This is a genomic window from Streptomyces sp. NPDC107562 (genome assembly GCF_055657325.1).
This window is the reverse complement of the sequence record NZ_JBVKBE010000001.1, coordinates 1,098,205-1,119,233: the sequence shown is the minus strand read 5'-3', so window position 1 is coordinate 1,119,233 and position 21,029 is coordinate 1,098,205. Positions and strand designations below refer to the sequence as shown.

The following is a 21,029-nucleotide window of genomic DNA, read 5'->3' as shown; positions in this document are numbered from 1 at the left end:
GTCAGTCCTCGTTGCCGTTCGAGGTGCCGGCCGGGCCGCCGGGCGCCTCGTCCGGCTCGGCGACCTTACGTTTCGGGGTGTAGCCGCGTTCCACGGCCTCCTCCAGCAGCGCCGCCTCTTCGGGCGACAGCTGGGGATCGGGTGTGAGTTCGGGTTCCTGCGCCACTATCGCTCCTCCCCCGGCACGGTCGCCGGTTCTCCGGCCTCGACAAACTCCAGCACGTCGAAGTCTTCCGCCCGCAGCCGCAGGCCCGCCGTCCCGCGCACCCGCCCGCCGAACGCCCCGTCGGCACCCATCATGCGCGCCGATTCAAGGTACAGCTCGGCCGGGTGGGGGTACGAGGAGGCGTACGACCGGTCGCCGTACCAACCTCCCGCCCAGTTGCCGTCCTTGAGCCGCACACGCACGAAGCACGGTTCGCGGTCGCGGAACGCGTGGTCCCAGGCGGTGGGCGTGCGCAGGAACCGAGCCTTGCGCCGCCGCCGATCCACCAGGGACACGGCAACCGCCGCCACGGCCGGCACGACGAGGAACAGCACCACGGCGACGAAGCCGACCACTCGCGGCCGTTCCACGAAGCCGTCCCAGCCGCCGCCGGTGCCCCGAGCCAGGCGAACCAGCGCCGGCCCCGCCACCACAGCGTACAAAGCGTCCAACGCGATCGACGCGACGATCGCCCGCAACACCCGCTCACCCAGATCACGCTCACCGGGCACCGGCCCACGACGGCGTTCCCGGACGAACTGATAGGTGACCCCAGGCAGCACCAGAAGGAAGAGCAGAGCGAGCTGCACGACGGTCGCAGGCGCCTGCACTCCCACCCCCATGCCTCACGGACTCCGTCGCATCAGGCTACTGGCTTGCGTCTCCGCAGTCGGCAGAACAGCCCATCCGCTCCTACGAAGAGGCAGTGGCACAGCGCTACGATGAGTAAGCGATCAGACAGGAGTGCATTTCACGGCGTTTCAACCGGCAGACATGCCACGCTTGTCAGGGCAGGACAGGCGGGGGGTTCAAGCCAGTTACGTTATGTGGTGTTGTCATGAACCATACCAGCTGTCATTGTCGCGCTACAGCTTGTCAACTTGCTGCGTACTGCCGGAATAGGGCGGGCGTCAGCGGACGGAGTGCGTGATGAGAAGTCTCAGCCCTGCCTTCAAGGCCCTCGCGGCATTGGCGCTGGCCCTGAGCGTAGCCCTTCTGTCCGGTAACCCCTCCACAGCGCAAGAGCCGAGGACGACCCCGACACAAGCCACGTCTGGCGGCCACCTGTTGGAGTATCCGGACGGCAGCTACGGCACCTTCACCAGCTTGCAGGCGGCGATCCGAGCCGGGGACGCAGCCGGCGTCTCGGTAGCCGTGTTCTACGACTGGGTCAACTACAACTCCAACGGCCCCACCTTCACCTTTTCCGTTTCCAGAGACTGCACCTCCACACTTGGTGACAAGGACTACGGCCGGTCGCACTTCCCCAACGGTTGGGACAACTCAGTCAGCTCGGTGAGCACGCAGCTGGGTAACGGCTCACACTGCGACGTGTGGTTCTCCAGTGATGTCTTCTGGGAGGGTGAGTGCGGAAATCAGTGGATCGACAAGCACTGGGACCTCACCCAGGTGCCCTTCGGCTGCAATGACAGGGCCAGTTCCTTCGAGCTGAGCTGACCACAGCCGCGTGAGTGCCGCCTGCCAACCCCTCGCCCGGGGTGTGCGGGCGCCAGACCGTGCCGGTGGACAACCACCCATCGTCAGGTTGGCGATAGGCATCGGTACGGTGCCCACGAGGTGCCAGCCGCACGTAATTGTTGTGCCTGCTCCACCGCGGCGACCTTCTCCCCCGCTGATCGTTGAGCACCACGCCTCCCCTGGCGTGGGGCCAAGGCGCTGTCGAGAAGTGGGGGGTCTCCTCCCGCACGGCGCCGGTTCACCGTTGGCATAGCAGGGCCAGTTAGCCTCATGCAGAGGACGTCGGACACCGCGGGTGTCCGCTGTGAGGAGGCAATGATGTTCCCCAGGCCCACGCGTCTACTCGCGGCCGCGTCGGTCGCCTCCCTCCTCGCACTCGCCGGCCCCAGCGCGCCCAGCGGCGTCCCCTTCGCCGGTCTCCCGTCCGGCAAGGCCGCCGCGGACGTCGTACCGAACCGTGTCATGACGTGGAACATGTGCAACCCGTGCGAGGAGGACAACGTCGACCGGGCGGCGGAGATCGCCGCGTACGCCCCGCAGGTCATAGGTGTGCAGGAGGCATGCGTACGGGACGTCGAGAGGATCCGGAGCTATCTGGCCAGTCGTCACGGGCTCGTGTACCAGGTCGAGTACGGTCCCGTGCTGCGCAACTGGAGCAGGTGCGGAGGGCTGCCCTGGAGCCCGGGGGCCTACGGGCAGGCGGTGCTGTCCATGGCCCCGATGACCGACGCCGTCAACCTGGAGTACCCGAACGGCGGCTCCGAGGACCGCGGTTACATGGCGGTCACCACCACCCTGGGCGGCCGGTCCGTGCGGGTCTTCAACACCCACCTTGCCGAACGGCGGCAGGAGCCCGTCCGGGCGGCCCAGATCCGTGTGCTTGCCGCGGAGGTCGCCCGGCACGACCGCGCCATCATCCTGGGAGACTTCAACTCGGTGCCGGACGCACCCGAACTCGCCAGGATGTGGGACCTCGCCGCGGGCGCAGACACTCGGTGCCACCCCGGCCTGAACGACCAGTGCGAGCCGACTACGGACTGGCAGAGCAGGTTCGACTACATCTTCCTACGGGGCATCGTCTCGCTCGACCACGGGGTACGCCCCACCCGCTACTCGGACCACCATCTGGTGTACGCCGACGTCGATCCCACGTAGGCGGGGGCCAGGCCTGCTGCCGTACTTGCCAACCCACCGCCGGAACTGGTCGCGCCCCGTCTCCTCGCTCCCCCACCAGCCGTGCTGCGCCGGCCGACCACCAGCGGTGACCAGTACGTGGTTAGCAGCCACGGCTGTTCACACGAGGCGGACCCCCTCCACCGTCCCGGTTCACGCACGATCACGGCCTTGGCTTCCAGCTCAGTCAGCAGTTGGTGCACCGAGGTCCTGCCGCGCATGCGTTGGATGTTGACCTGGGCACTCTCGAATGCACGCACCCTACCGAAAACGGCATGAAGGACGGCATCCTGCTTCCTCGTGCGACGGAAGGGGCAGTGAGTGGCAACGCGCCCGGATCCTGCAGCGAAGAAGTTTGCCCGTTTTGTGAGATATGCAGCCACCCGAGCCGGGTACGCCGTCAACTCCACGTCAGCCGACGGCGCAGCCAGGCTCGCCAAGAGGGCCGGCATGTCCGAGGCCGGCATGGCCAAGATCCTTATAGGGGACTACGAGATACCTGCCGATCCGCTCAAGCCCTTGGCGGATGCCTTGGACGTACCGCAGAAGGATCTACTCAGGGCAGCCGGAAGTGCTGGAAGGTGGAACACAGCCGCAAGATCGTGCACTGACCGCGCAGCTCGCCGCGCAGCGGCTCGGCATCAAGCTCCCGAAGAACGTTGCGGCTTTCGAGACCCTTGTTGCAGCTCTGATCGACGCGGAAAAGCGTCGCTGACCCGGCAAGCACGCTTGAGTGCCAGGCAGTCGCGGATCACCGGGCGGACCGGAGGACGGTGCCTGAGATGTGAAGTCCGGCGAGGTAGACGGTGGCGGTCTGCTCGTAACGGATGGCGATGCCGCGCCACCGCTTCAGGGGTTGATGCACCGCTCGACGGTGTTGCGCTGCTTGTCTGCCTCGCGGTCGAAGCCGGCGGTCTGCCGCCGCCTTTCCGCGTTGCCGCCGGTTGGTTCGCCAGGACCACGTCCGTCCTGGTGGCGGAGGCCGTGAACCTTCGCGCTGCCCAGGTCCCACGTCGGCGAGGGACCGCGATGCACCGCCTGACGGTGCTGGCCGTCAGAGGCGGGCGCAGCCGAGCGTAGAGCTGTAGTGCTTCATGCTGTCTCGGGTGTCCGGGCCGTAGATGCCGTCCTGGGACAGCCCATAGCTCTTCTGGAGGGCCTCAACGGCGAGGAACGTCTGCGGGCCGTAGAAGCCGTCGATGGCAAGGTAGGAGTAACCCTCGCAATTCTTCAGGCTCCGCTGCAGCGCCTTCACGGCCGGGTTCTCCGTGTCCCGGTCGAGCACCAACTTGCAGGTCAACGCCTTGGAGCTGCCGTAGGCAGGAACCGTGACGGAGTGACCCGAGGTGATGGAGACAACTTTGGTGGTGTTGCAGGTCGGGTACACGCCGGCCGCACTCACGGAGGGGGAGACAGCGACACCACAGGCGAGTACGGCCGCCAGGGCACCCAAAGCAGCAAGGGCGCGCGGCTTGCTGCGGGACGTATGGAAAGACATCATGCTCCTAAAGGAAGGCATCCGGCAGGCGTGAGATTCTTGATCACGCTATGAGATCAGCAGGTCGGTGACCTGCAGGGTTTTACGTCCGGCTCAGACGCAGTCGTACTTGGCGCCGGTTTCGTTGCTGTAGCGGGCCCACTTCATCTTGGCCAGGGTCTCCCGGCCGTAGACGCCGTCGACCACCGCACCGATCCTGCCCTGCACGTCACGCAGAGCAGTCCTGGTGTCCGACCCGAAGATGCCATCGAGTTCAAGCTTCTTGCCGTAACAGCTGTTCATGTTCTTCTGCAGGGCCCTGACTCCCCGACCGGTGTGCCTGGACTGCAGGTAGCAGTAAAGGGTGTTGTTCGCGACGTTGATCGGGTACACAAAGTGCCGGCCCGTCGATCCGTTCTGCACCGACGACGCTCCCGTGCACACCCCGTCCGCCGCGTGGGCCGGGACGGCAGCGGATGCCACTCCCATCAAGGCCCCCAGCAAAGTCCCGGTCGCCAGAAGTGCTCTGCTCCTGCCCATCCTGCGCATGCCCGTCGTTCCTCTCCGTACGAGAAGCACCGTCGTGCCCGTGACTGCCCGAGGACGGCTCGCGGTGCTGTCCCGGGGCTCGGCCATGGACACTAGCGGCCGCGTGGGACCCGGCCTTGGTCATACGTGCAGGCTTCTTTGTCCGTCGTGCACCGTCTCCGATGAGGGTCTGGGTAGAGCGCCGTTATGCCTTTGCGTACGCCTGTCGACCAGCTGCACCATCTATGACGAGAACATCAAACTGAGGTCCGGACGATCGTTCGAAGGGTGACGCGTGGGGAAACGGGGCAGCCGACTTCAGGCCGGCCGGATGGCGGACACGGGCAAAGGCGCGGCCCACGAGCCCGGTTCTGGACACCGCATTCACGCGACCGCAGGACCGGGAGGGAGTGGTCCGGAACGCGGTGCGGGATTCGCTCGCGACGGTCGACATCGATCACGGTCCGCGGACTGGCGTAGCCTGCGTCCCCTGATGGCGGGCCGGGCCCACATGCGGGACACATTGCAGCCCGTCCGTGGAGGCCACCGTTCCTGCTCCGTCGCCGTCCGTGGCGTCGTAGGGATCCCAGATACGGGGGGCAGATAGGTAGGCGACCGCGGACGGCGGGCACCTGGTCCTCGTGGTCGACGCCGCCCAGGCCTTGCCGATGCGGCCCCGCCCTCACCAAGACCACCACAGCGGCACACGGGGAGCGGCCCGGAACGAAAGGCCAGGAGAGTAACTCGACTCCGGATCTCGGAAGCACAGCGTCGCCCCGGCGCCAGTACCTGCCCGTCCACCGCGCTCCGCCCTCCAACACTCGGGGACTACAAGCACTTGCGCGTTCGACCAGGCCGTAGGCTGCGCACTGTGCTCCTGAGCGGCGCCGTACTGTCACGCGGGACGGTCGCCGCCCGGCAGGGCCTCGCGCCGTAGCCGGTCACCGCCCGCGGCGGGAACGGCGTAGCTGCGGGCACAGCCGATCGCGCGGTTGGCCCGGGCAGCGGCGTACACCCGGCTCGCGGTTCTCGACTCTTTCGACTCTCGCCTCGCCCTGGAGGTCCGGAGAGACCGGATGCAGGTCGCGGAAGTACTGACCGATATGCTCCGGATCGAGCTGCACACCGGCACAGAACTCGCCGAGCTCACTGCGGACAACGTGCTCGAGTTCCGCGCTGGGAACATCACCGGCATGCCGGGCTTGCCGACATCGCCATCCACACCCTCACGACGTCGACCAGCTGGCACTGTCCCTTAAATCCATGGCCGCCACGAACCTGAACTGCTTACGCTCCCACCCATGCGCACTGTCTTCGTGTTTCCCGCAGGTGAGCGAGGTGAGACCGTCGCCTCGCTCGATCGGCATCCGCCCGGGCAACGCGATCCGTGGACTGTGGACGGCAACCTCTGCATCGACATCGACGATGAGCAGACCGGTCACCTCTTCTGCGACTGGGATCCTGAGGACGTGGCGACCCTCGAAGCAACCAGCGGACATCACCCCATGTTGGCGGTGCAGATCGACATCTCCGAGCGGATCGACGGCACCGCGGAGGTTCACCACATCATCGCTCTGCTCCTTGAGCACGGGGGCGTGGCAACGGACGACTACACCACGCACCCCTGGACCCTGCCGGAAATCCTGTCTGGAGCGGTGATCGACGGATTGGGCTTCTTCGACTTCCGCGACTACCACGAACGCGGCCGCCAACACGGGTGCTGCTGACTCCAACAACTCACCAGCGCAAGCTCAGAACAGCCTGCATCCACGCCCATGCTGCGCGTTACCCGCAGCAGCGCCGGCATCTGGAAAAGAAGTCATCCGCAAGCTCGACCACGTCGAAGAGGCCGGCCGGGACTCTTACACGCGGCGTCGGTGCGCGCGATGCCGCCGGCGACCGGCCGGACGACTCGCCTCGACGCCGGCTCGGCGAAGTGCAAAGGCTGAACGTCAATCGCGAGGGTGCCCGCAGCAAGCTCGCCCCCTACCGGCTCACCCGGACCCGCAACCTCGCTCCCGTCGCACCGGGCATGCCGACATCCGTGGACCAGCAACGTGCATCTCGCGGCATCACGGCCGTCGGCACGGCGCCCCGTCGATTCGGAAAGAACGAGGCGGCCGTCCGAGGTACGGCCGGCCGCCTGTCAGGACGCGCTCACCGGGTGGACGAGGGCTCCAGCCTGCCGTCACGGCAGTTGTGCGGCGCGGTCACCGGGTTGCAGCGGACCGGCTCGTTGCCGGGCAGTTCTGCGACGAAGTCGCTGTTGTAGCGGGCGGCCATGCCGACGCTCGGAAAGTCCGTCGTGACCATCTGCGCGCCACTGGCCAAAGCGGTCTGGACACGGCTGAACTCGTTGTTGATGACCGTCTTCAGCGGCTCGTCCGAACGCGTGCGGACGATGTATCCCCTCTGCACAAGGTCACGGATAGTGGCTTCGTTGGCGCCACGCGGGTCGTTCACCATCGTGATCGCCGCATCCGCGTCGCCGGGATTGCCACGGGTGAACACCGCACGGCCTTGCAGGCTGGGGTGCCCGTCCAGATACATGTCACGGATGGCGCCCGGACCGCCGTTGTCGAAGAAGAACATCACCTTGCCGCGCGCCCAGTCCAGACTCGGCCAGCCGTTCTTCAGGATCGACTGCTCCAGCGTCAGGCCAGGGCGGCGCAGGTCGTCAGCGGTGATCAGCTGCGACTCGGAGAAGACCGAACGGATCTCCTTGTCGACGTCGTCGAGCAGCGCACCGCTCCACGCCGGGCTGACAGCGCCACCCAACTTCTCCCAGCGGTCATCGGTCTGCTTCAGCTCCAGCTGCAGAATGATCGGCACGTGCTGCGGGTTGGCCTTCGACCAGGTCTTCACCTGCTGCATGCACACCACGAGGGTGCGGCAAGTCGAGTTGTAGTCCTGGTCGGCGACATGGATGACCTTCATGCCGGGTGCAGCCATGGCCGGGTCGTCGATCGGGCCGAGACCGGCACGCTCGCGGGCCAGCGGATGCTGATACAGGCCGCCCTCGGGGTCGGGCAGCAGATCGAACTCGAGCGCACGCACGTTCTGCCGACCCAGCAGGTCGGACACGGACGCATGCGAGTAATAACCCCAGGACGGGTAGCCAGGATCGATCTTGACCGACTCGGCCAGCTCAACGCCCTGCATCTCCCGGTGGAAAGCATTGTGGGCGCCCATGAACTGAATCTCGTTCATCCGGATGCCGGAATGCGCTGCAGCGCTCGCGACGGCCGAATCCGGCTGCTGCGCCGAAACAGCACTCGGCGCGACAACGCTCGTGAAGACCGCCGTCAACACAGCGGCAAGTACGACGCCCAGGCGGGCACGGGTGATCATCAAACCTCCAAGAGTCGCAACCCCCACAACATAGGGATCACTCGTGTCCCGACCGTGCCCTCCACACTCCCGAAGATCACCAGCAGCATGAACCCAGCCTGAACAAGCCACGCTTCACTGCCCGGCTCGGCAATCGGTTGGCTGGGGACCTGCGGCATTACACATGGTGAGAGGCCTGGTAGCCGCACCTGCCACGCTCTGAGACCCCGCCCTCGGCGAAGAAGGCATCATCGAACACGATCAGTTTTGGCCGCGCCCAGCGCGTGTCTCACGCGTCCGCGCCGCTGTGCTCCACCGCCGGAGCGACAACATCGACCGTGGCATGGTCTGCTACCGAAAGCAGCCGAGGCCCAGGAAAACAGCGCTGCTGGGCCAGGCCACGGCGCAGCAGACAGGCGCGGCAGCACCAGCAGACCACGGTCCCTGGGCGAGGTTCGTACGATCCGTCAGGCGGTACTCTCGCGCTTCGGCCAACCTCCCTCGATGGGCCGGGCCGCTGCCTGTGGGAATGTTCGCTGCCACCAGCGCTGCGGTCCTCGCCGGCGCTGAGGCGGGCACCGAGCACACGTGACGGTTTCTGCGTGGAAGTTGCCAGCGATCGGCATGCCGTTGTGCGCGAACACACCACGAGTTGCTGATCGTTCCAGAATGAGTTGAGCTGCGCTTATGTCCGACGATCTTGATCGGCAAGGTGTCCGAGTGCGTGCTGATCTTGTTCCTGATGACCTATGGGAGAGGGTGGCCCCCCTACCCCCCCCGAGCGGCGCCATCACCACCCCGGGCGGCTGCGAGTTCCCGACCGAGTGGCGCTCGCCGGCATCATGTACGTGCTCCGGACCGGTGCCGCATGGCGTGACGTCCCCGCGGAAACCGTTGGCTGCTCTGGGGTGACGGCCTGGCGCCGGCTGCGGGACTGGACCGAGGCCGGTATCTGGTCACGCCTGCACGCGACCCTGCTGACCGAGTTGCGCCGTGCCGATCTGCTTGACCTGGATGACTGCTCCATGGACGGGTCACACGTCCGAGCCCCACATTGGCCCCTCGCCCGTCGACCGTGGCCGCCCCGGCTCCAAGCACCACCTGATCGTCGACCGCCACGGAACCCCGCTCGCTGTCAGCCTCACCGGCGGCAACCGGCACGACGTCACGCAGCTCTTGCCGCTACTCGACGCTGTCCCGTCAATCCGGGGACTACGGGGGCGTCCCCGCCGCAAGCCCAGGCCTCTATATGCCGACCGGGGCTACGACTTCGACAAGTACCGCCGCCTGCTCTGGAAACGGGGCATCAAGCCGTTGATCGCGCGACGCGGCGTCGCCCACGGCTCCGGACTAGAAAAAGTGCGCTGGGTGGTCGAGCGAACCTTTGCCTGGCTCCACCAGCTCAAACGGCTCCGCACCCGCTACGAACGACGCGCCGATCTCCACCAGGGCCTGCTCGAACTGACCCGCAGCCTGACCTGCATCCGGCGTCTGTCTGGTGGCTCCAAGTGATCGATTAGGAGTCTGAGCGCAGTCCCAGGGCGCTGTGCTGGATCACGCTGGCCGGGGCATCAGCGGAACGTGACCTTCGACGGGTCAGCTCCACCAGCTTCGAGTGGAGCTCAGGCGCTGGTTCACCAAGCACGATGGCGGTGATGACCAACTCAAGCATGACGCAGTTGTAGGCATCGTCCGTGCCTCCGAAGCGCTCGCCATCACGCTCTACCACTGCACTGACGATCCGCCATCCATCGCCATCAACCGGCGCAAAGGTCGCCGTGAATACTCCGTAACCGGTCCAGCTTCGATGCAGGAAGACAACTTCACCCTCTGTGAAGACGTCCCACTTCTCATCCATGTCCCGTGACGCGTAGCCACGCTGTATCCGCTCCCAGTCCTCATCTGACCAGATCCGCTGAGGCAGCTCCGGCATCGACCGAGGATCTGATATCGGCTGGACGCGACCCATGGACCGAGTTACAGGTTCGTCAGCAGGCATGGAGTGATCTTACGGACGAGCCGATCACGACAGCAGACTCCTCGTCATCCTCATTCTGAAACGATCAGTTAGTCCGACACGGTCAGCCCGGCGTAGATCCGTTCCGCCAGCTCCGAACTCGCGACCTTTCCGACCATGAGATCACCGTAGGCGTCGCGGGCCCCTGGTCCAGCACTCGATCCCGGTTCCAGCGGAACCGAGTACAGAGAAGAGCTCAGGTCGTCGTTGTCGAACCAGTAGTTGTGTCCCTCGTGGCTGTCGGGTGCGATCGTCCCGCCGTCGGTGACCGCCGCGAACTTCCATGACGCGCCCGGCGGAGAGCGTCTGCTCGACGACCTGGCGGCGCACCATCCCCGTGTCACCAAGGTCTGGGCCGACGGCGGCTGCCAGAACAGCATCTTCCATCATGGCGCCGGACAAGGCAGCGACGTCGAGGTGGTGCAGCGAACCCGGACGAAGGGCATCGAGCCGCTGCCGAAGCGGTGGGTGATCGAACGGACCCTCGGCTGGCTGATGCAGCACTGCCGGCTCGCGCGGGACTACGAAGTCCTGCCCCAGCGATCCCGCACGATGATCCACGTGGCGATGGCTAACGTCCCGCGAACTGACGGGAGAATCCGCACCACCCTGGCGAATCGAACCAGACATCCCACTCGCATCACGAGAACGCAGATCAAATGTTCTTTAAGTCCTACTCTTCGTGACTATCCCCGTACCTATTCCCGGGCTGACGTGCATCGTCAAGGGCTTGGCTCTGGGCGTCAATGACGACCCTGCCCAACCGACTCAGACTTGGTCGCGGGCAGAGGTTCGTTGGACCACGTCTTCAACTTCCTGGCGTTGCCTACTCCGGGGCCTGACAGTCACACACGTCCGCGGCTAAGGAGCTCCACCCTCAAGTCACCTGCGAACAGATAGATGGCCGTCCGGACAGCGGCCTGTGAATCAGCTTCGCAGGGTCCTGGTACTAGCTACTTCCCATCCGAGTAGAAAGACACATCATGAGACTCGCTGGCTGGAAGCGCACACTCGTCACAGCTATCGCCGCCACAGCAATTGCCGCAGGTACCCTCGCCGGCACGGGCACCGCTGCCGTCGCAGCCCCGGCGGACACCACACCGGCTATCACTACTGAGTTCGCCCCGCTGGCGATTCAGAACCTCGGGCTGAGCGTTCGGCAGGCCAAGGGAGTTCAGCGCCGACACCAGGATCTGGGCTACGACCCCAGGGGCATTGACGGCCAGCTGGGCACGAACAGCTGGAAAGCCATCCAGAGGGGACTGCGGGACTTCTGGGGATACACGGACAGTATCGACGGGATCGTAGGGACCGACACGATCAAGGCGTTGCAGCGGGCCCTGAAGTCGCAGTGGGGCTACACCGGCAGTATCGACGGTGACGCCGGGCCTGGTACCCGGGCCGCCTTCGCGCGCTACGGCGAATATTACGCCGACTACTACGGCTACTGATCCGCCTTCGGGTGACTGAGCCCAGCCCGCTCGCTGGGGGCCGCTGGGGGAGGTGCCGTCGGCGGAGCACCAGTCCGACCGGTCTGGACTGTTCGTTCGGTGCACTTTCCGATCATGGACGGTGCGCCGACGAACAGTGAGAACGTGACGGAGACCGAGAACGTCGAGCTCTTGGATCCGCAGACGGCGAAGGCGGTGGACGACTGGCTGATCGACGCGTGGTATCCCGGGCTAAGGGCGGGGGACTGCAGGTGACCGGCGAGGGCGGTAGTCCAGCACTTGACGAAGCGGCTGCTGGAGTCCGCTTGGGAGGGTGAGATCAACGACCGCCTCGGCTATGACAAATACGACCCTGCCGGGAAGGACGGCGGCAACTCCCGCAACGGCATGCGCGGGAAGACCGTGCTGCCCGACGTTCGGGCCGTCGAGAACGGCGTGCCCCGCGACCGCGACCGTGCGACCCCACCGGCAAGAGACAACCCCGTTGGGACCTGCGCCGGAAGACCGCTGTCTACGCCTTCGACATCGTCAACGGCCGGCTCCACGCACCCGTCAGTAACCCCCACCACCCCAGATAGCCAACTCGATCGACAGACTCGCCGGGAGAGCCACCGGGTGGGCCGGCCGCGGCTTCTCACTGACGGGAGGAGCCGGGTGTGAGTCCATCGGGTGGTCCTTGATGCTGGGAGCCAGGGGCGCGGGAAGGCGTGCTGGAGCCGAGTTGGGCCTGGCGGTAGTCACGCGGAGTGAGGCCGTAGGCGGAGTGGAAAGCGCGGCTGAAGGTTTCGGGGTGAGGGAACCCTCGCTGCGCGGCGATGGCATTGACGGGCCGCGTCGCCAGAGCGGGGTCGGTCAGGTCGTGACGGGCACGCTCCAGGCGCCGGTGGCGGATGTATGCGGCGACCGTCTCTCCGTGATGCTGGAAGAGGCGGTGGAGACTGCGCGTGGAGATGTGGTGGGCGGCGGCGATGGCGGTAGGGGTGAGGTCGCCGTCACCGAGATGCTGCTCGACGAAGGTGCGAACGCGCAGGATCAAGGCGCGCCGGCTGGACTCCGAGGGCGCTTCACCGGCTCTTTCGACGTGCTGGGCCAACAGGGCGGTAACAAGGTCGAGTAAGACCGTGCCCAGCCGGGCGCCGTCAGCGGGCGTGTAAGCGCCCTTGTCTATGGTCAACTGGGTGAGGAACTGGGCGAGCAGGGCGCCGATCCCCTCTCGCCCGGGGAAACGGCTCGCGAGCAGACCGTCAACTGCACGCACGGGCAGTGGCAGCAGCGCCCGTGGAAACTGGACGATGACTGACTCAGCGACTTCTTCATCGGCGTGCACGTGTGCGTCGAACGGCCTGAACGTCGAGTAGAACACCAGGTCACCCACGCCGACGATTGCCTCTTGTCGGGCTTGGGAAATGCGATGCCCTCCGCGCTGGATGAGGCCTACCGAGTACAACTCGGGGTCAGAGCGTCGTATGAGCCGGGGTGTGCGCTGGCATCGCAGCGAGGAGTAGGTGATCACGGTCAGTTGGGAGGCACCAAGTTCCGTTGCCTGTAGCGAGGCGCGGAAGTCCTTCGCGCGGTCAACACTGATTAGGTTCGGTGTGAAGGAGTCCATCGTGACGGCCTGCCAGGCTTCCACCCGGTCCCGAACCGCCAGAGCCTCGCTGTCGTACACTTTGACCCACAAGATCCGTTCTCCTGCTCGGCTCGACATCTCTGTTCCTTCCAGCATCGGTGAGAGGGCTGCCCAACCGGAAGACGGATGAGTGCGATCCAGGCAGTCGTGGGGCGGTCGTGCTGGAGTCGCAGGCAGCATCAGCTCTTCAGGTTTTGTCAAGGGAATCGAGCTGCGCTGGAACGCCCTTGGAGAACATCTGATCTCGGCAGTTGGTATCAAGGGATGATTTGTGACGGCTGGTGTGAGCGGTCGTCAGCACGGGCGTGAGTGCGGGTCGTTCTTGCCGAGGTGATGTGTCTGATGCCCGGTGGGCTCCGGTCGAGCCGCTCTTCACCGCTTGGGCGGCGAGACGGACCGGGCCGGGCACGGCGGCCCGGGTGCATGATCTGCGGGAGATCGTCAACGCGATCCTGCATGTCAACCGGACCGGGATTCCTTGGGAGTACCTGCCGCACGACTACCCGCCCTACAAGACCGTCTATGACTACTGGGCGAAGTGGGAAGCCGACGGCACGACCCAGCAGATCCACGACCTGTTACGCGACAACGCCCGTCGCGCGCAGGGCCGCAGCACGGAGCCCACGGCGGCCCTGATCGACGCGCAGAGCGTGAAGACCTCGGCAAACGTGGCCGAGAGCAGTCAGGGCATCGACGCCGGCAAGAAGATCAAGGTCGGCAAACGGCATCTGATCACCCACACCCTCGGCCTGCTCCTGGCCTTCCTGACCGCAGCGAACGTACATGACACCGTCGGCGGAGAGCGTCTGCTCGACGACCTGGCGGCGCACGATTCCCGTGTCACCAAGGTCTGGGCCGACGGCGGCTGCCAGAACAGCATCTTCCATCATGGCGCCGGACAAGGCAGCGACGTCGAGGTGGTGCAGCGAACCCGGACGAAGGGCATTGAGCCGCTGCCGAAGCGGTGGGGCCGTCGGCTAGTACGAATGATGAAGTCGGCGGTCTCTCTCTGCCGGACTCACGAACCCTGCTCCTAGTGGGCCTCCGCCATCGGTGTGCTGCAGAGATGCGGTCCCCAGGTCCGGTATCTTGTGACCCCAGAGGTTATGCGTATAACCTCAGCAGAGCGGTGTGATGCGCGATCCCTGTCATCGGTGAGGAGGCTTCCGGCATGAAAACCCGCCAAGGAAGCCGTCACCTCTTCGGCGACCATTCCTACCGCAGCGAGTTCTACGGCTGACCAGTCACCCGACACGAGGGCACACGTGTGCCCTCGTCCCGGCCACCAGGGCACACGTCTGCCCTGCCGACTGCGCTCCCCACTCCCCCAGCCAAGGAATCTCGCCATGTCACAGCCCACCCCTGCTCTCCCCACCATTGCCCACGACGGCACCCTGTGGGCGGCTCGACACATGCCGCTCCTCAAGGCAACCATGCAGAAGCAGGCATCGGTGTTCGCCGGCCGCCGCATCGGGATCTGCCTCCACATCGAGCCCAAGACCGCCGTCCTGGTGTCCTATCTGGCCCATGCGGGCGCCGACGTGGTGCTCACCGGATCCCCCGGCACCACGCAGGAGGACACAGCCGACGCTCTGCGCGATGCAGGCGTCACGGTCGTGGGTCACCGCTCCGACACACTCGACCAGCACCGCGCGAACATCCAGCAGGTCATCGAGTCCCAGCCGGACCTCATCCTCGACAACGGTGCCGACCTGATCGAGGCGGTCATCGCGCGCGGCGGTCTGCCCTCACTCATAGGAGCTACGGAGGAGACCACGACCGGAGGTCTGCGCATCCGTTCCTGGGACACCCCTCCGCCCTTTCCGGTCATCGTCATCAACGACAGTCGGCTCAAGCTGCTGGTCGAGAACGAGTTCGGCGTCGGGCAAAGCGTCGTCCAAGGCTTCATGAACGCCACCAACCTCATGCTCCCGGGCGCACACGCCACCGTCGTGGGCTACGGCCCCTGCGGCCGCGGCGTCGCGGACACCCTGGCAGGTCTCGGTGCGCGCGTCAGCGTCGCCGACACCGACCCCTACCGTGCGCTGGAAGCAGTGATGGCGGGCCACCGCGTGGGCGACCTGCTTGACCTCCTCCCCCAGACCCAGTTCCTCTTCCTCGCCACCGGACACCCGAACGTCATCGGCCCGGCGGAGATCGAGAACCTCCGTGACGGCACCCTCGTCACGGGCGTGGGCCACATGCCGTGGGAACTGGACGCCCAGGCGCTCCGTGAGCAGACCACAGCCTTGCACCGCTCCGGCCCCAGCGGCCAGGAACGCGCGATCCACCGGCTGCGTGACGGCCGGGAGATCACCATCCTCGCCGACACCAAGATGATCAACCTGACAGCCGCCAAGGGAAACCCCATCCAGGCCATGGATCTGGGCTTGACCCTCCAAGCCCGCAGCCTCTGCGCGATCGCCACCGACGGCGGCATGTCACTCCGCAACGGCACGCAGCCCGTCCCCGAGCCCATCGACCGGCAGATTGCCGCCGACCTGGTGAAGGCCCTGACGAGCCTCTGAAGCACACCTATGGTGCCGCAGGCGATGGGCACCACGCGCGTCGGCCGAGTCCCGCTCCTGCTACCCGGTGCGGCTCACGGGACTCGGCGACGCGCGGTGCATCGAGGCAGCGGTGGCTGAGGTTTCATGGCACAACGGCGAGCGTGTCCCCTTGCCGTGAGGTCCAGGGGACCCGTCTTCCAGGGCAACCGTGATCTCGTTGACGGTCCCCAAATCGATCGATCCCCTAATCGAGGAGGTCGGCGTCGGGGACGCTGACCGAGTGCGGCGCCCCGGCGGTCTCGTCCGGTTCCCTCGGCTCTGGTCGGATCGGTGCGGCGGTCCTCGACGGCGGTTTGCCGCAGGCCTGCCCACTCCTCGGCAGTCGTTGCGACCCGGCGCAGAGGTCACTGTTGCCACAGGTCGTGTGGGTGGGCCTGAGCACCCTCAACTCGGGGTGTTCAGGCCCACGAAGGTCGTCGGCGAGGTCAGTCGATCGGCATCACCCACACGTCGGCGATCGAGGGGTCGTAGTCGGTGCCGGTGTCCTGGAAGCGGAGTCGCACGGTGCCGTCCGGCGTGCCGGAGGGTTCGACCACGAACTGGTGTGTGACGGTGCCTTGGCCGCCCTCGCCCCGCCTCAAGTCGACGCTGTGCACCACCTCGCCGTCGACCTGGACGTCGTAGGTCTTGCGCCGGGCACCGTCGAAGGTCTCGACGACGCGGACCGCGAAGCGACGGCCGGAAGGTACGGCGGCGTCGATCTCGAACCAGCCGCCCGGGTAGGAGGAATGCGTGTAGCGCCGTGTCAGCCCGGCCTCGGTGTTCGTCCCCGAGTGCTCCGACGCCGTCAGTCGGTGGGCGGACTCCGACGGCCCGTCACCGAGGTCGATGTGGTCGCTCGCATTCGCGGGAGGCGTGGGCAGCGAGACCGTGATCGTGCCGGTCGCCTGTTCCGCCGTCGTCGATCCGGTCGCCACCGTGACCGTGGCCGCCCGCTCGACGACGGTGAGCGGCACCGTCACGACGGCTTCGACCGTTGTCTCCGCACCCGGATCCAGGTGGTAGCCGACGGGGTTCGGTGTCGGCCAGCCGTCGGGGAGGTCGAACGTGAGCTTGCCGGACTGCTCCACCTCGGTGCGGTTGGTCAGCACGGCGGCGACGGTGGCCGAATCGCCCGGGGCGGCCGGATTCGGCGTGCTGGACACCCTGGCGACGGCGACGCCGGGGGCGACCACCAGACCCGCCGACACCGGTAGCGTCGCCGTTCCTCCCGCGTACCGGTACGCCACCGAGCCGGTGAGGTCGGCCGCGGACGCCCGCGCGTCGTTCGCGACCTTGACGTCGTAGGCGTGCTGGAGCGTGCTGCCCGCACCCGTGATGGACACGTGCCGGCCCACCGGCTTCACCGTCCAGCCGCTGGGTGCCCGTAGTGACGAGTCGACGCCGGTCAGCGGCCGCTTGCCGGTGTTCTTCAACTCCACCGTCACGCGGACGACGTCGCCAGGGAGGATCTCGCCGGGCGGCACGTTCAGCGTGGCTACCGCACCGACCAGGCGCGAGGACGCCCGGGACAGGGGCCGCTCGATGCCGGTCAACGAGTCACGCAGCGCCGTGGCCGCCGTCTTGCCGATCGTGCCCTGCTCGGCGTACGTCTGCGTCCATCGGTCGAGGTCGGCGACGCCGGCGAGCGCGCGGTGCACCGCGGCGGCGGTCATCCGCTCGTCCGCGCCATGGCCCTGCAACCGCCACGCAGCGGCGAGTTCGGTCCGCACCAGGGCGGTGCGCACCTGGAGGTGACCCTTGGCAATCTTGCCGGGGCCGCGTACCTGAAGCGCGTCGAGGTCATCGGCGAACGACGCTGCCTGCGCCCGGGCCGCCCCCACATCCCCGAGGACCGGGTCGACTGCGAACGCGTAGTGCCCCGAGCCGACCTCCAGCACCACGTCCCCGTCGGCCTGCTCGACGTACGTCACGTCGTCGACCTCGCCGATCGGCTTGCCGCCCTCGGTGACCGCCCAGCGGTTCGGGGCCGGGATGCGCACCTGGGCGGTGGTGTTCGCCGGCACGTCGACGTCGAGACTCATCGCCCCGTCGGTCATGTCCCACGCGCTGCGCACCGTGCCGTACGGCGTCTCGTGGCGGAAGTCGACGTGGTCGATGCCCTCACCGGGCTCCGGGGCGATGAGCACCTTGCGGTAGCCCGGTTCGGCCGCCGAGACGCCCGCCATGGTGCGGTACATCCACTCGCCGACCGCGCCGTAGGCGTAGTGGTTGAACGAGTTCATCCCCACGTCGTTGAAGGTGCCGTCGGGGTTGATGGAGTTCCACCGCTCCCAGACCGTGGTCGCGCCCTTCCCGATCTCGTAGCCCCAGGACGGGTAGTCCTCGTGCTGCAACAGCCGGTAGGCGATGTCGGAGCGGCCCGCCTGGGTGAGTGCCGGCAGCAGTCCGTCGACGCCGAGGAAGCCGGTCGACAGGTGGTAGTCGCGGCGCTCGAGGGTCCCCACGAACTTGGCGACGACCGCGTCGCGCCGGTCGGCCGGGGCGAGGTCGTTGGTCAGCGTCAGGATGTACGAGGTCTGGCTGTCGCCCTTGACGGTGCCGTCGGCGCCGATGAACGCCGCCTGGTACGCCGACCTGATCGCCTCGTAGCGCTGCTGGTACGCCGCCGCGTCGCCGTCCCGGCCGATGGCGGCCGCCATCTGCGCGAACTCACGTGTGCTCTTGGCGACGAACGCGGTGTCGAGCACGTCGGCCGGGGTCGCGTCGTCGAGGTTGAGCCAGTCGAGGTAGCCGCCGGCGGAGCGGATGTGGCCGGTGGAGTCGGCGTCGAGGAAGTCGACATAGCGCTTCATCATGTCGTAGTTGTCGCGGATGACGTCGGTGTCGCCGTAGGCCTGCCACAGCGTCCACGGCACATGCACTCCGGCGTCCATCCAGCCGGCCGACTCGTAGCCGCCGTCGAAGCGTCCGGGGACCACGGGGGCGACGCCGGGCAGCGAACCGTTGGGCCGCTGGGTGTCCCGCAGGTCCTGCAGCCACTTGGTGAGGAAGGACTGCGCGTCCATGTTGTAGACGGCGGTGCGGGCGAAGACGTTGATGTCGCCTGTCCAGCCCATCCGCTCGTCGCGCGCCGGGGTGTCCGTGGGGATGGACAGGAAGTTGCCGCGCATGCCCCAGACGATGTTGCTGTGCAGTTGGTCGACCAGGTCGGAGTTGGTGTCGAGTGTGCTGGTGAGGTCGCCGTCGGTGCCGACGACGACGCCGATCAGGTCGTTCGCCGCGGGGGCCTGATCGACGCCGGATATCTCGACGTATCGGAAGCCGTGGAAGGTGAACGACGGCTCGAACGTCTCCGGTTGGTCGGTGGCGAAGGTGTAGTGGTCGTTCGCCTTCGCACTGCGCAGGTTCGCGGTGTAGAGCGTGCCGTCCGGGTTGAGTACTTCGCCGTGCCGGATCTTCACCGTCCGGCCCGGCTCGCCCTTGAGGGTGACGCGCACGTGGCCGACCATGTTCTGCCCGAGGTCGTAGAGGTACGTGCCCTCTGTCGGCGAGTCGATCCGCTGCGCGGTCCGCAGCTCCTGGGTGACCCGCACGTCGACCGCGGTCTGCGGTTCGAGTACGTTCGTCGGCTCGTCGCGGACGTCGGCCGGGGCCCACTTCGTGTCGTCGAAGCCGGGCTCGTCCCAGCCGTCGACCTGCTGCGCCACCCGTGCGTCATAGGACTCGCCGTCGAGCAGGTCGGCCTCGCGGGTCGGGCCGCCGGTGGTGGTCCAGGTGCCGTCGGTGCGGACGGTGGTGCTGGTGCCGTCGGTGAACTCGACCAGCATCTCGGCGATCACCGAGTTGTCCTGCCCGTAGACGTCGGTGCCGAACATGGCGACCTTGCCGCTGTACCAGCCCGGAGCGACCTCGGCGCCGATCACGTTCGCGCCGTCGCGTACCTGCCGGGTCACGTCGTAGGTCTGGTAGTCGATGCGTTTGTCGTACGCCGTCCAGCCGGGCGCGAGTTCGGCGTCGCCCACCCGCGCGCCGTTGAGCCGCAGTTCGTACACGCCGCGCGCCGAGGCGTGGACGCGCGCCCGGGCGACCTCCTTGCCGCCGAGGTCGAACTCCTTGCGCAGCAGCGGGACCGGCTCGTCGCGGCGCAGCCAGGCCTCGCCGCCGTCGCTGTCGACGCGCAGGCCGGCGGCGGTCACAGTGCCGGACGTGAAGGTGCGGTCGCCGGCTGGGAAGGCGGTGTCGACGAGGACGGTGCCGTCGGCGCCGGTGACCGTGACGTCGCGGACGATGCCGCGCTCGGCGCCGCTGGTGCGGAAGCCCATGGTGCCGGGGGCGCCGAAGGTCGCATCCGTGCGCTGATCCAGCTGCTTGCCGTCGACGGTGGTGGTGATCGTGTCGCCGTCGACGGCGATCGCGTAGTCGTGCTCGGCCGCGAAGTCGAACCCGGCGGGGAACGGTGTCGCCTTGAGGACCGAGTAGCCACTGTTGCGTTTCACGTGCGGGCGCAGTGCGTCGTCGGTGTCGCTGATCTGCCACATGTAGGCGTTCTCGGTGTTCTGACCGCGGAAGTAGACGCCGAGGGCCCCGCTGATGTCGGAGGCGGTGAACTTGATCGTGTAGTCGGTCCACTTGGCGCCCAGCGTCGGTGTCCGCGCCCCGATCCACTCGGCGGTCCACGGCCGATCGCCCCGTGCGGTGCCGAACTCGGCAGGCGCGCTCCACCGGGAGGCGATGCCCCGGTCGTCCCACACCCGGACCGCCCAGACGTAGTCGGTCTGCGGCTTCAGCGCGGGGCCGCCGTAGCGGACGCCGACAGACCGAGAGGAGGAGACCTTGCCGCTGTCCCAGACGTCGGGGTCGTCGAGGCGGTCCGCCGAAGAGGCGACGTGTATCTCGTATGCCCGCTGCGCGACGCCACGGCGCTCTGAGTCGAGTTGCCAGCCCAGGGTGGGCGCCGTCAAGGGAATACCGAGCGGGTCGTCAAGGGCGTTGACCGTCAGGCCGCCGACGCTCGTTGCGACGGCGGCTGGGGCGGTGGGGCCGGCGGGTGGACTCGCTGCGGTCTGCGTCGCGGTTGCCACCACGACGAGGACTGATGCAGCGACCGCGGCGGCGATCTGCTGACGCACGGGCACGAGCGCTCCTCAGGAGGCGTAATGGATCGGCGTAATGAATCGCTTCAATCACACACTCTGGAGGCGGGTGCTCATCGTGGCAACGGTTTTG

The 21,029-nt window shown here is 67.1% G+C and carries 16 protein-coding genes and 2 pseudogenes; 10 read left to right on the top strand and 8 right to left on the bottom strand.

Annotated features, from left to right (window positions below):
- Position 1: 1 nt before the first annotated feature.
- On the bottom strand, positions 2-166 hold the full coding sequence (locus tag ACZ7LV_RS04800) for a hypothetical protein (RefSeq protein ID WP_471935700.1): 165 nt from the start codon (positions 164-166) through the stop codon (positions 2-4).
- Positions 166-828 (bottom strand): DUF6338 family protein, encoded by a 663-nt coding sequence (locus tag ACZ7LV_RS04795; RefSeq protein ID WP_471935699.1) that lies wholly within the window; start codon positions 826-828, stop codon positions 166-168. Before ACZ7LV_RS04795 ends, ACZ7LV_RS04800 begins: the two co-directional genes overlap by 1 nt.
- Before the next feature lie 307 nt (positions 829-1,135).
- Here ACZ7LV_RS04795 and ACZ7LV_RS04790 point away from each other — a divergent pair, with 307 nt between their 5' ends.
- The 3 genes from ACZ7LV_RS04790 (at position 1,136) to ACZ7LV_RS04780 (ending at position 3,572) form a co-directional block, all read left to right on the top strand.
- The gene (locus ACZ7LV_RS04790; RefSeq protein WP_471935697.1) at positions 1,136-1,663 is read left to right on the top strand and encodes a hypothetical protein; all 528 of its coding nucleotides are present in this window, start codon (positions 1,136-1,138) and stop codon (positions 1,661-1,663) included.
- Between the two features lie 336 nt (positions 1,664-1,999).
- On the top strand, positions 2,000-2,839 hold the full coding sequence (locus tag ACZ7LV_RS04785; protein WP_471935695.1) for an endonuclease/exonuclease/phosphatase family protein: 840 nt from the start codon (positions 2,000-2,002) through the stop codon (positions 2,837-2,839).
- A 544-nt stretch (positions 2,840-3,383) separates the two neighbouring features.
- Positions 3,384-3,572 (top strand): hypothetical protein, encoded by a 189-nt coding sequence (locus ACZ7LV_RS04780; RefSeq protein WP_471935693.1) that lies wholly within the window; start codon positions 3,384-3,386, stop codon positions 3,570-3,572.
- Positions 3,573-3,911: 339 nt separating this feature from the next.
- On the opposite strand, the gene ACZ7LV_RS04775 is transcribed toward ACZ7LV_RS04780, so the two are convergent.
- Together ACZ7LV_RS04775 and ACZ7LV_RS04770 are read right to left on the bottom strand one after the other, a co-directional pair.
- A complete protein-coding gene (locus ACZ7LV_RS04775; protein ID WP_471935691.1) occupies positions 3,912-4,358 on the bottom strand; it encodes a peptidoglycan-binding domain-containing protein in 447 nt (148 codons plus the stop codon).
- A 90-nt stretch (positions 4,359-4,448) separates the two neighbouring features.
- Complete coding sequence (locus tag ACZ7LV_RS04770; protein ID WP_471935689.1) at positions 4,449-4,757, bottom strand: peptidoglycan-binding domain-containing protein; 309 nt, start codon at positions 4,755-4,757, stop codon at positions 4,449-4,451.
- Between the two features lie 1,406 nt (positions 4,758-6,163).
- Between ACZ7LV_RS04770 and ACZ7LV_RS04765 the strand changes: the two genes are divergently transcribed.
- On the top strand, positions 6,164-6,589 hold the full coding sequence (locus tag ACZ7LV_RS04765) for a hypothetical protein (RefSeq protein WP_471935687.1): 426 nt from the start codon (positions 6,164-6,166) through the stop codon (positions 6,587-6,589).
- A gap of 430 nt (positions 6,590-7,019) precedes the next feature.
- Here the strand turns inward: ACZ7LV_RS04765 and ACZ7LV_RS04760 are convergent, their stop codons facing one another.
- Positions 7,020-8,213: a phosphatidylinositol-specific phospholipase C1-like protein gene (locus ACZ7LV_RS04760; protein ID WP_471935685.1), complete on the bottom strand. Its 1,194-nt coding sequence runs from the start codon at positions 8,211-8,213 to the stop codon at positions 7,020-7,022.
- Between the two features lie 666 nt (positions 8,214-8,879).
- On the opposite strand from ACZ7LV_RS04760, the pseudogene ACZ7LV_RS04755 reads away from it, so the two are divergent.
- Positions 8,880-9,704: pseudogene (locus ACZ7LV_RS04755) on the top strand (IS5 family transposase).
- 4 nt (positions 9,705-9,708) lie between these two features.
- On the opposite strand, the gene ACZ7LV_RS04750 reads toward ACZ7LV_RS04755, so the two are convergent.
- Positions 9,709-10,125, bottom strand: coding sequence for a hypothetical protein (locus ACZ7LV_RS04750; protein ID WP_471935683.1), 417 nt, complete (start codon positions 10,123-10,125; stop codon positions 9,709-9,711).
- Between the two features lie 348 nt (positions 10,126-10,473).
- On the opposite strand from ACZ7LV_RS04750, the gene ACZ7LV_RS04745 reads away from it, so the two are divergent.
- The 3 genes and pseudogenes from ACZ7LV_RS04745 to ACZ7LV_RS04735 form a co-directional block, all read left to right on the top strand.
- A complete protein-coding gene (locus tag ACZ7LV_RS04745; protein WP_471935681.1) occupies positions 10,474-10,959 on the top strand; it encodes a transposase in 486 nt (161 codons plus the stop codon).
- Between the two features lie 233 nt (positions 10,960-11,192).
- Positions 11,193-11,660, top strand: a complete 468-nt coding sequence (locus ACZ7LV_RS04740) for a peptidoglycan-binding domain-containing protein (protein WP_471935679.1) — start codon at positions 11,193-11,195, stop codon at positions 11,658-11,660.
- A gap of 114 nt (positions 11,661-11,774) precedes the next feature.
- Positions 11,775-12,128: pseudogene (locus tag ACZ7LV_RS04735) on the top strand (transposase); the annotation flags it as partial.
- A 166-nt stretch (positions 12,129-12,294) separates the two neighbouring features.
- Here the strand turns inward: ACZ7LV_RS04735 and ACZ7LV_RS04730 are convergent.
- A complete protein-coding gene (locus ACZ7LV_RS04730) occupies positions 12,295-13,368 on the bottom strand; it encodes an AraC-like ligand-binding domain-containing protein (protein WP_471935677.1) in 1,074 nt (357 codons plus the stop codon).
- 257 nt (positions 13,369-13,625) lie between these two features.
- Between ACZ7LV_RS04730 and ACZ7LV_RS04725 the strand changes: the two genes are divergently transcribed.
- Both ACZ7LV_RS04725 and ACZ7LV_RS04720 read left to right on the top strand, forming a co-directional pair.
- Positions 13,626-14,327 (top strand): IS5 family transposase, encoded by a 702-nt coding sequence (locus tag ACZ7LV_RS04725; protein WP_471935675.1) that lies wholly within the window; start codon positions 13,626-13,628, stop codon positions 14,325-14,327.
- A 309-nt stretch (positions 14,328-14,636) separates the two neighbouring features.
- The gene (locus tag ACZ7LV_RS04720) at positions 14,637-15,818 is read left to right on the top strand and encodes an adenosylhomocysteinase (RefSeq protein ID WP_471935673.1); all 1,182 of its coding nucleotides are present in this window, start codon (positions 14,637-14,639) and stop codon (positions 15,816-15,818) included.
- 467 nt (positions 15,819-16,285) lie between these two features.
- Here ACZ7LV_RS04720 and ACZ7LV_RS04715 read toward each other — a convergent pair whose 3' ends face one another.
- Positions 16,286-20,938 (bottom strand): family 78 glycoside hydrolase catalytic domain, encoded by a 4,653-nt coding sequence (locus tag ACZ7LV_RS04715; RefSeq protein ID WP_471935671.1) that lies wholly within the window; start codon positions 20,936-20,938, stop codon positions 16,286-16,288.
- Between the last annotated feature and the right edge of the window lie 91 nt (positions 20,939-21,029).

Excerpts from the sequence above, each read along its gene's own strand:
- ACZ7LV_RS04795 (WP_471935699.1), bottom strand. The coding sequence starts at position 828 with ATGGGGGTGGGAGTGCAGGCGCCTGCGACCGTCGTGCAGCTCGCTCTG.
- ACZ7LV_RS04790 (WP_471935697.1), top strand. The coding sequence starts at position 1,136 with ATGAGAAGTCTCAGCCCTGCCTTCAAGGCCCTCGCGGCATTGGCGCTG.
- ACZ7LV_RS04785 (WP_471935695.1), top strand. The coding sequence starts at position 2,000 with ATGATGTTCCCCAGGCCCACGCGTCTACTCGCGGCCGCGTCGGTCGCC.
- ACZ7LV_RS04780 (WP_471935693.1), top strand. The coding sequence starts at position 3,384 with ATGCCTTGGACGTACCGCAGAAGGATCTACTCAGGGCAGCCGGAAGTG.
- ACZ7LV_RS04775 (WP_471935691.1), bottom strand. The coding sequence starts at position 4,358 with ATGATGTCTTTCCATACGTCCCGCAGCAAGCCGCGCGCCCTTGCTGCT.
- ACZ7LV_RS04765 (WP_471935687.1), top strand. The coding sequence starts at position 6,164 with ATGCGCACTGTCTTCGTGTTTCCCGCAGGTGAGCGAGGTGAGACCGTC.
- ACZ7LV_RS04760 (WP_471935685.1), bottom strand. The coding sequence starts at position 8,213 with ATGATCACCCGTGCCCGCCTGGGCGTCGTACTTGCCGCTGTGTTGACG.
- ACZ7LV_RS04750 (WP_471935683.1), bottom strand. The coding sequence starts at position 10,125 with ATGCCGGAGCTGCCTCAGCGGATCTGGTCAGATGAGGACTGGGAGCGG.
- ACZ7LV_RS04740 (WP_471935679.1), top strand. The coding sequence starts at position 11,193 with ATGAGACTCGCTGGCTGGAAGCGCACACTCGTCACAGCTATCGCCGCC.
- ACZ7LV_RS04730 (WP_471935677.1), bottom strand. The coding sequence starts at position 13,368 with ATGTCGAGCCGAGCAGGAGAACGGATCTTGTGGGTCAAAGTGTACGAC.
- ACZ7LV_RS04720 (WP_471935673.1), top strand. The coding sequence starts at position 14,637 with ATGTCACAGCCCACCCCTGCTCTCCCCACCATTGCCCACGACGGCACC.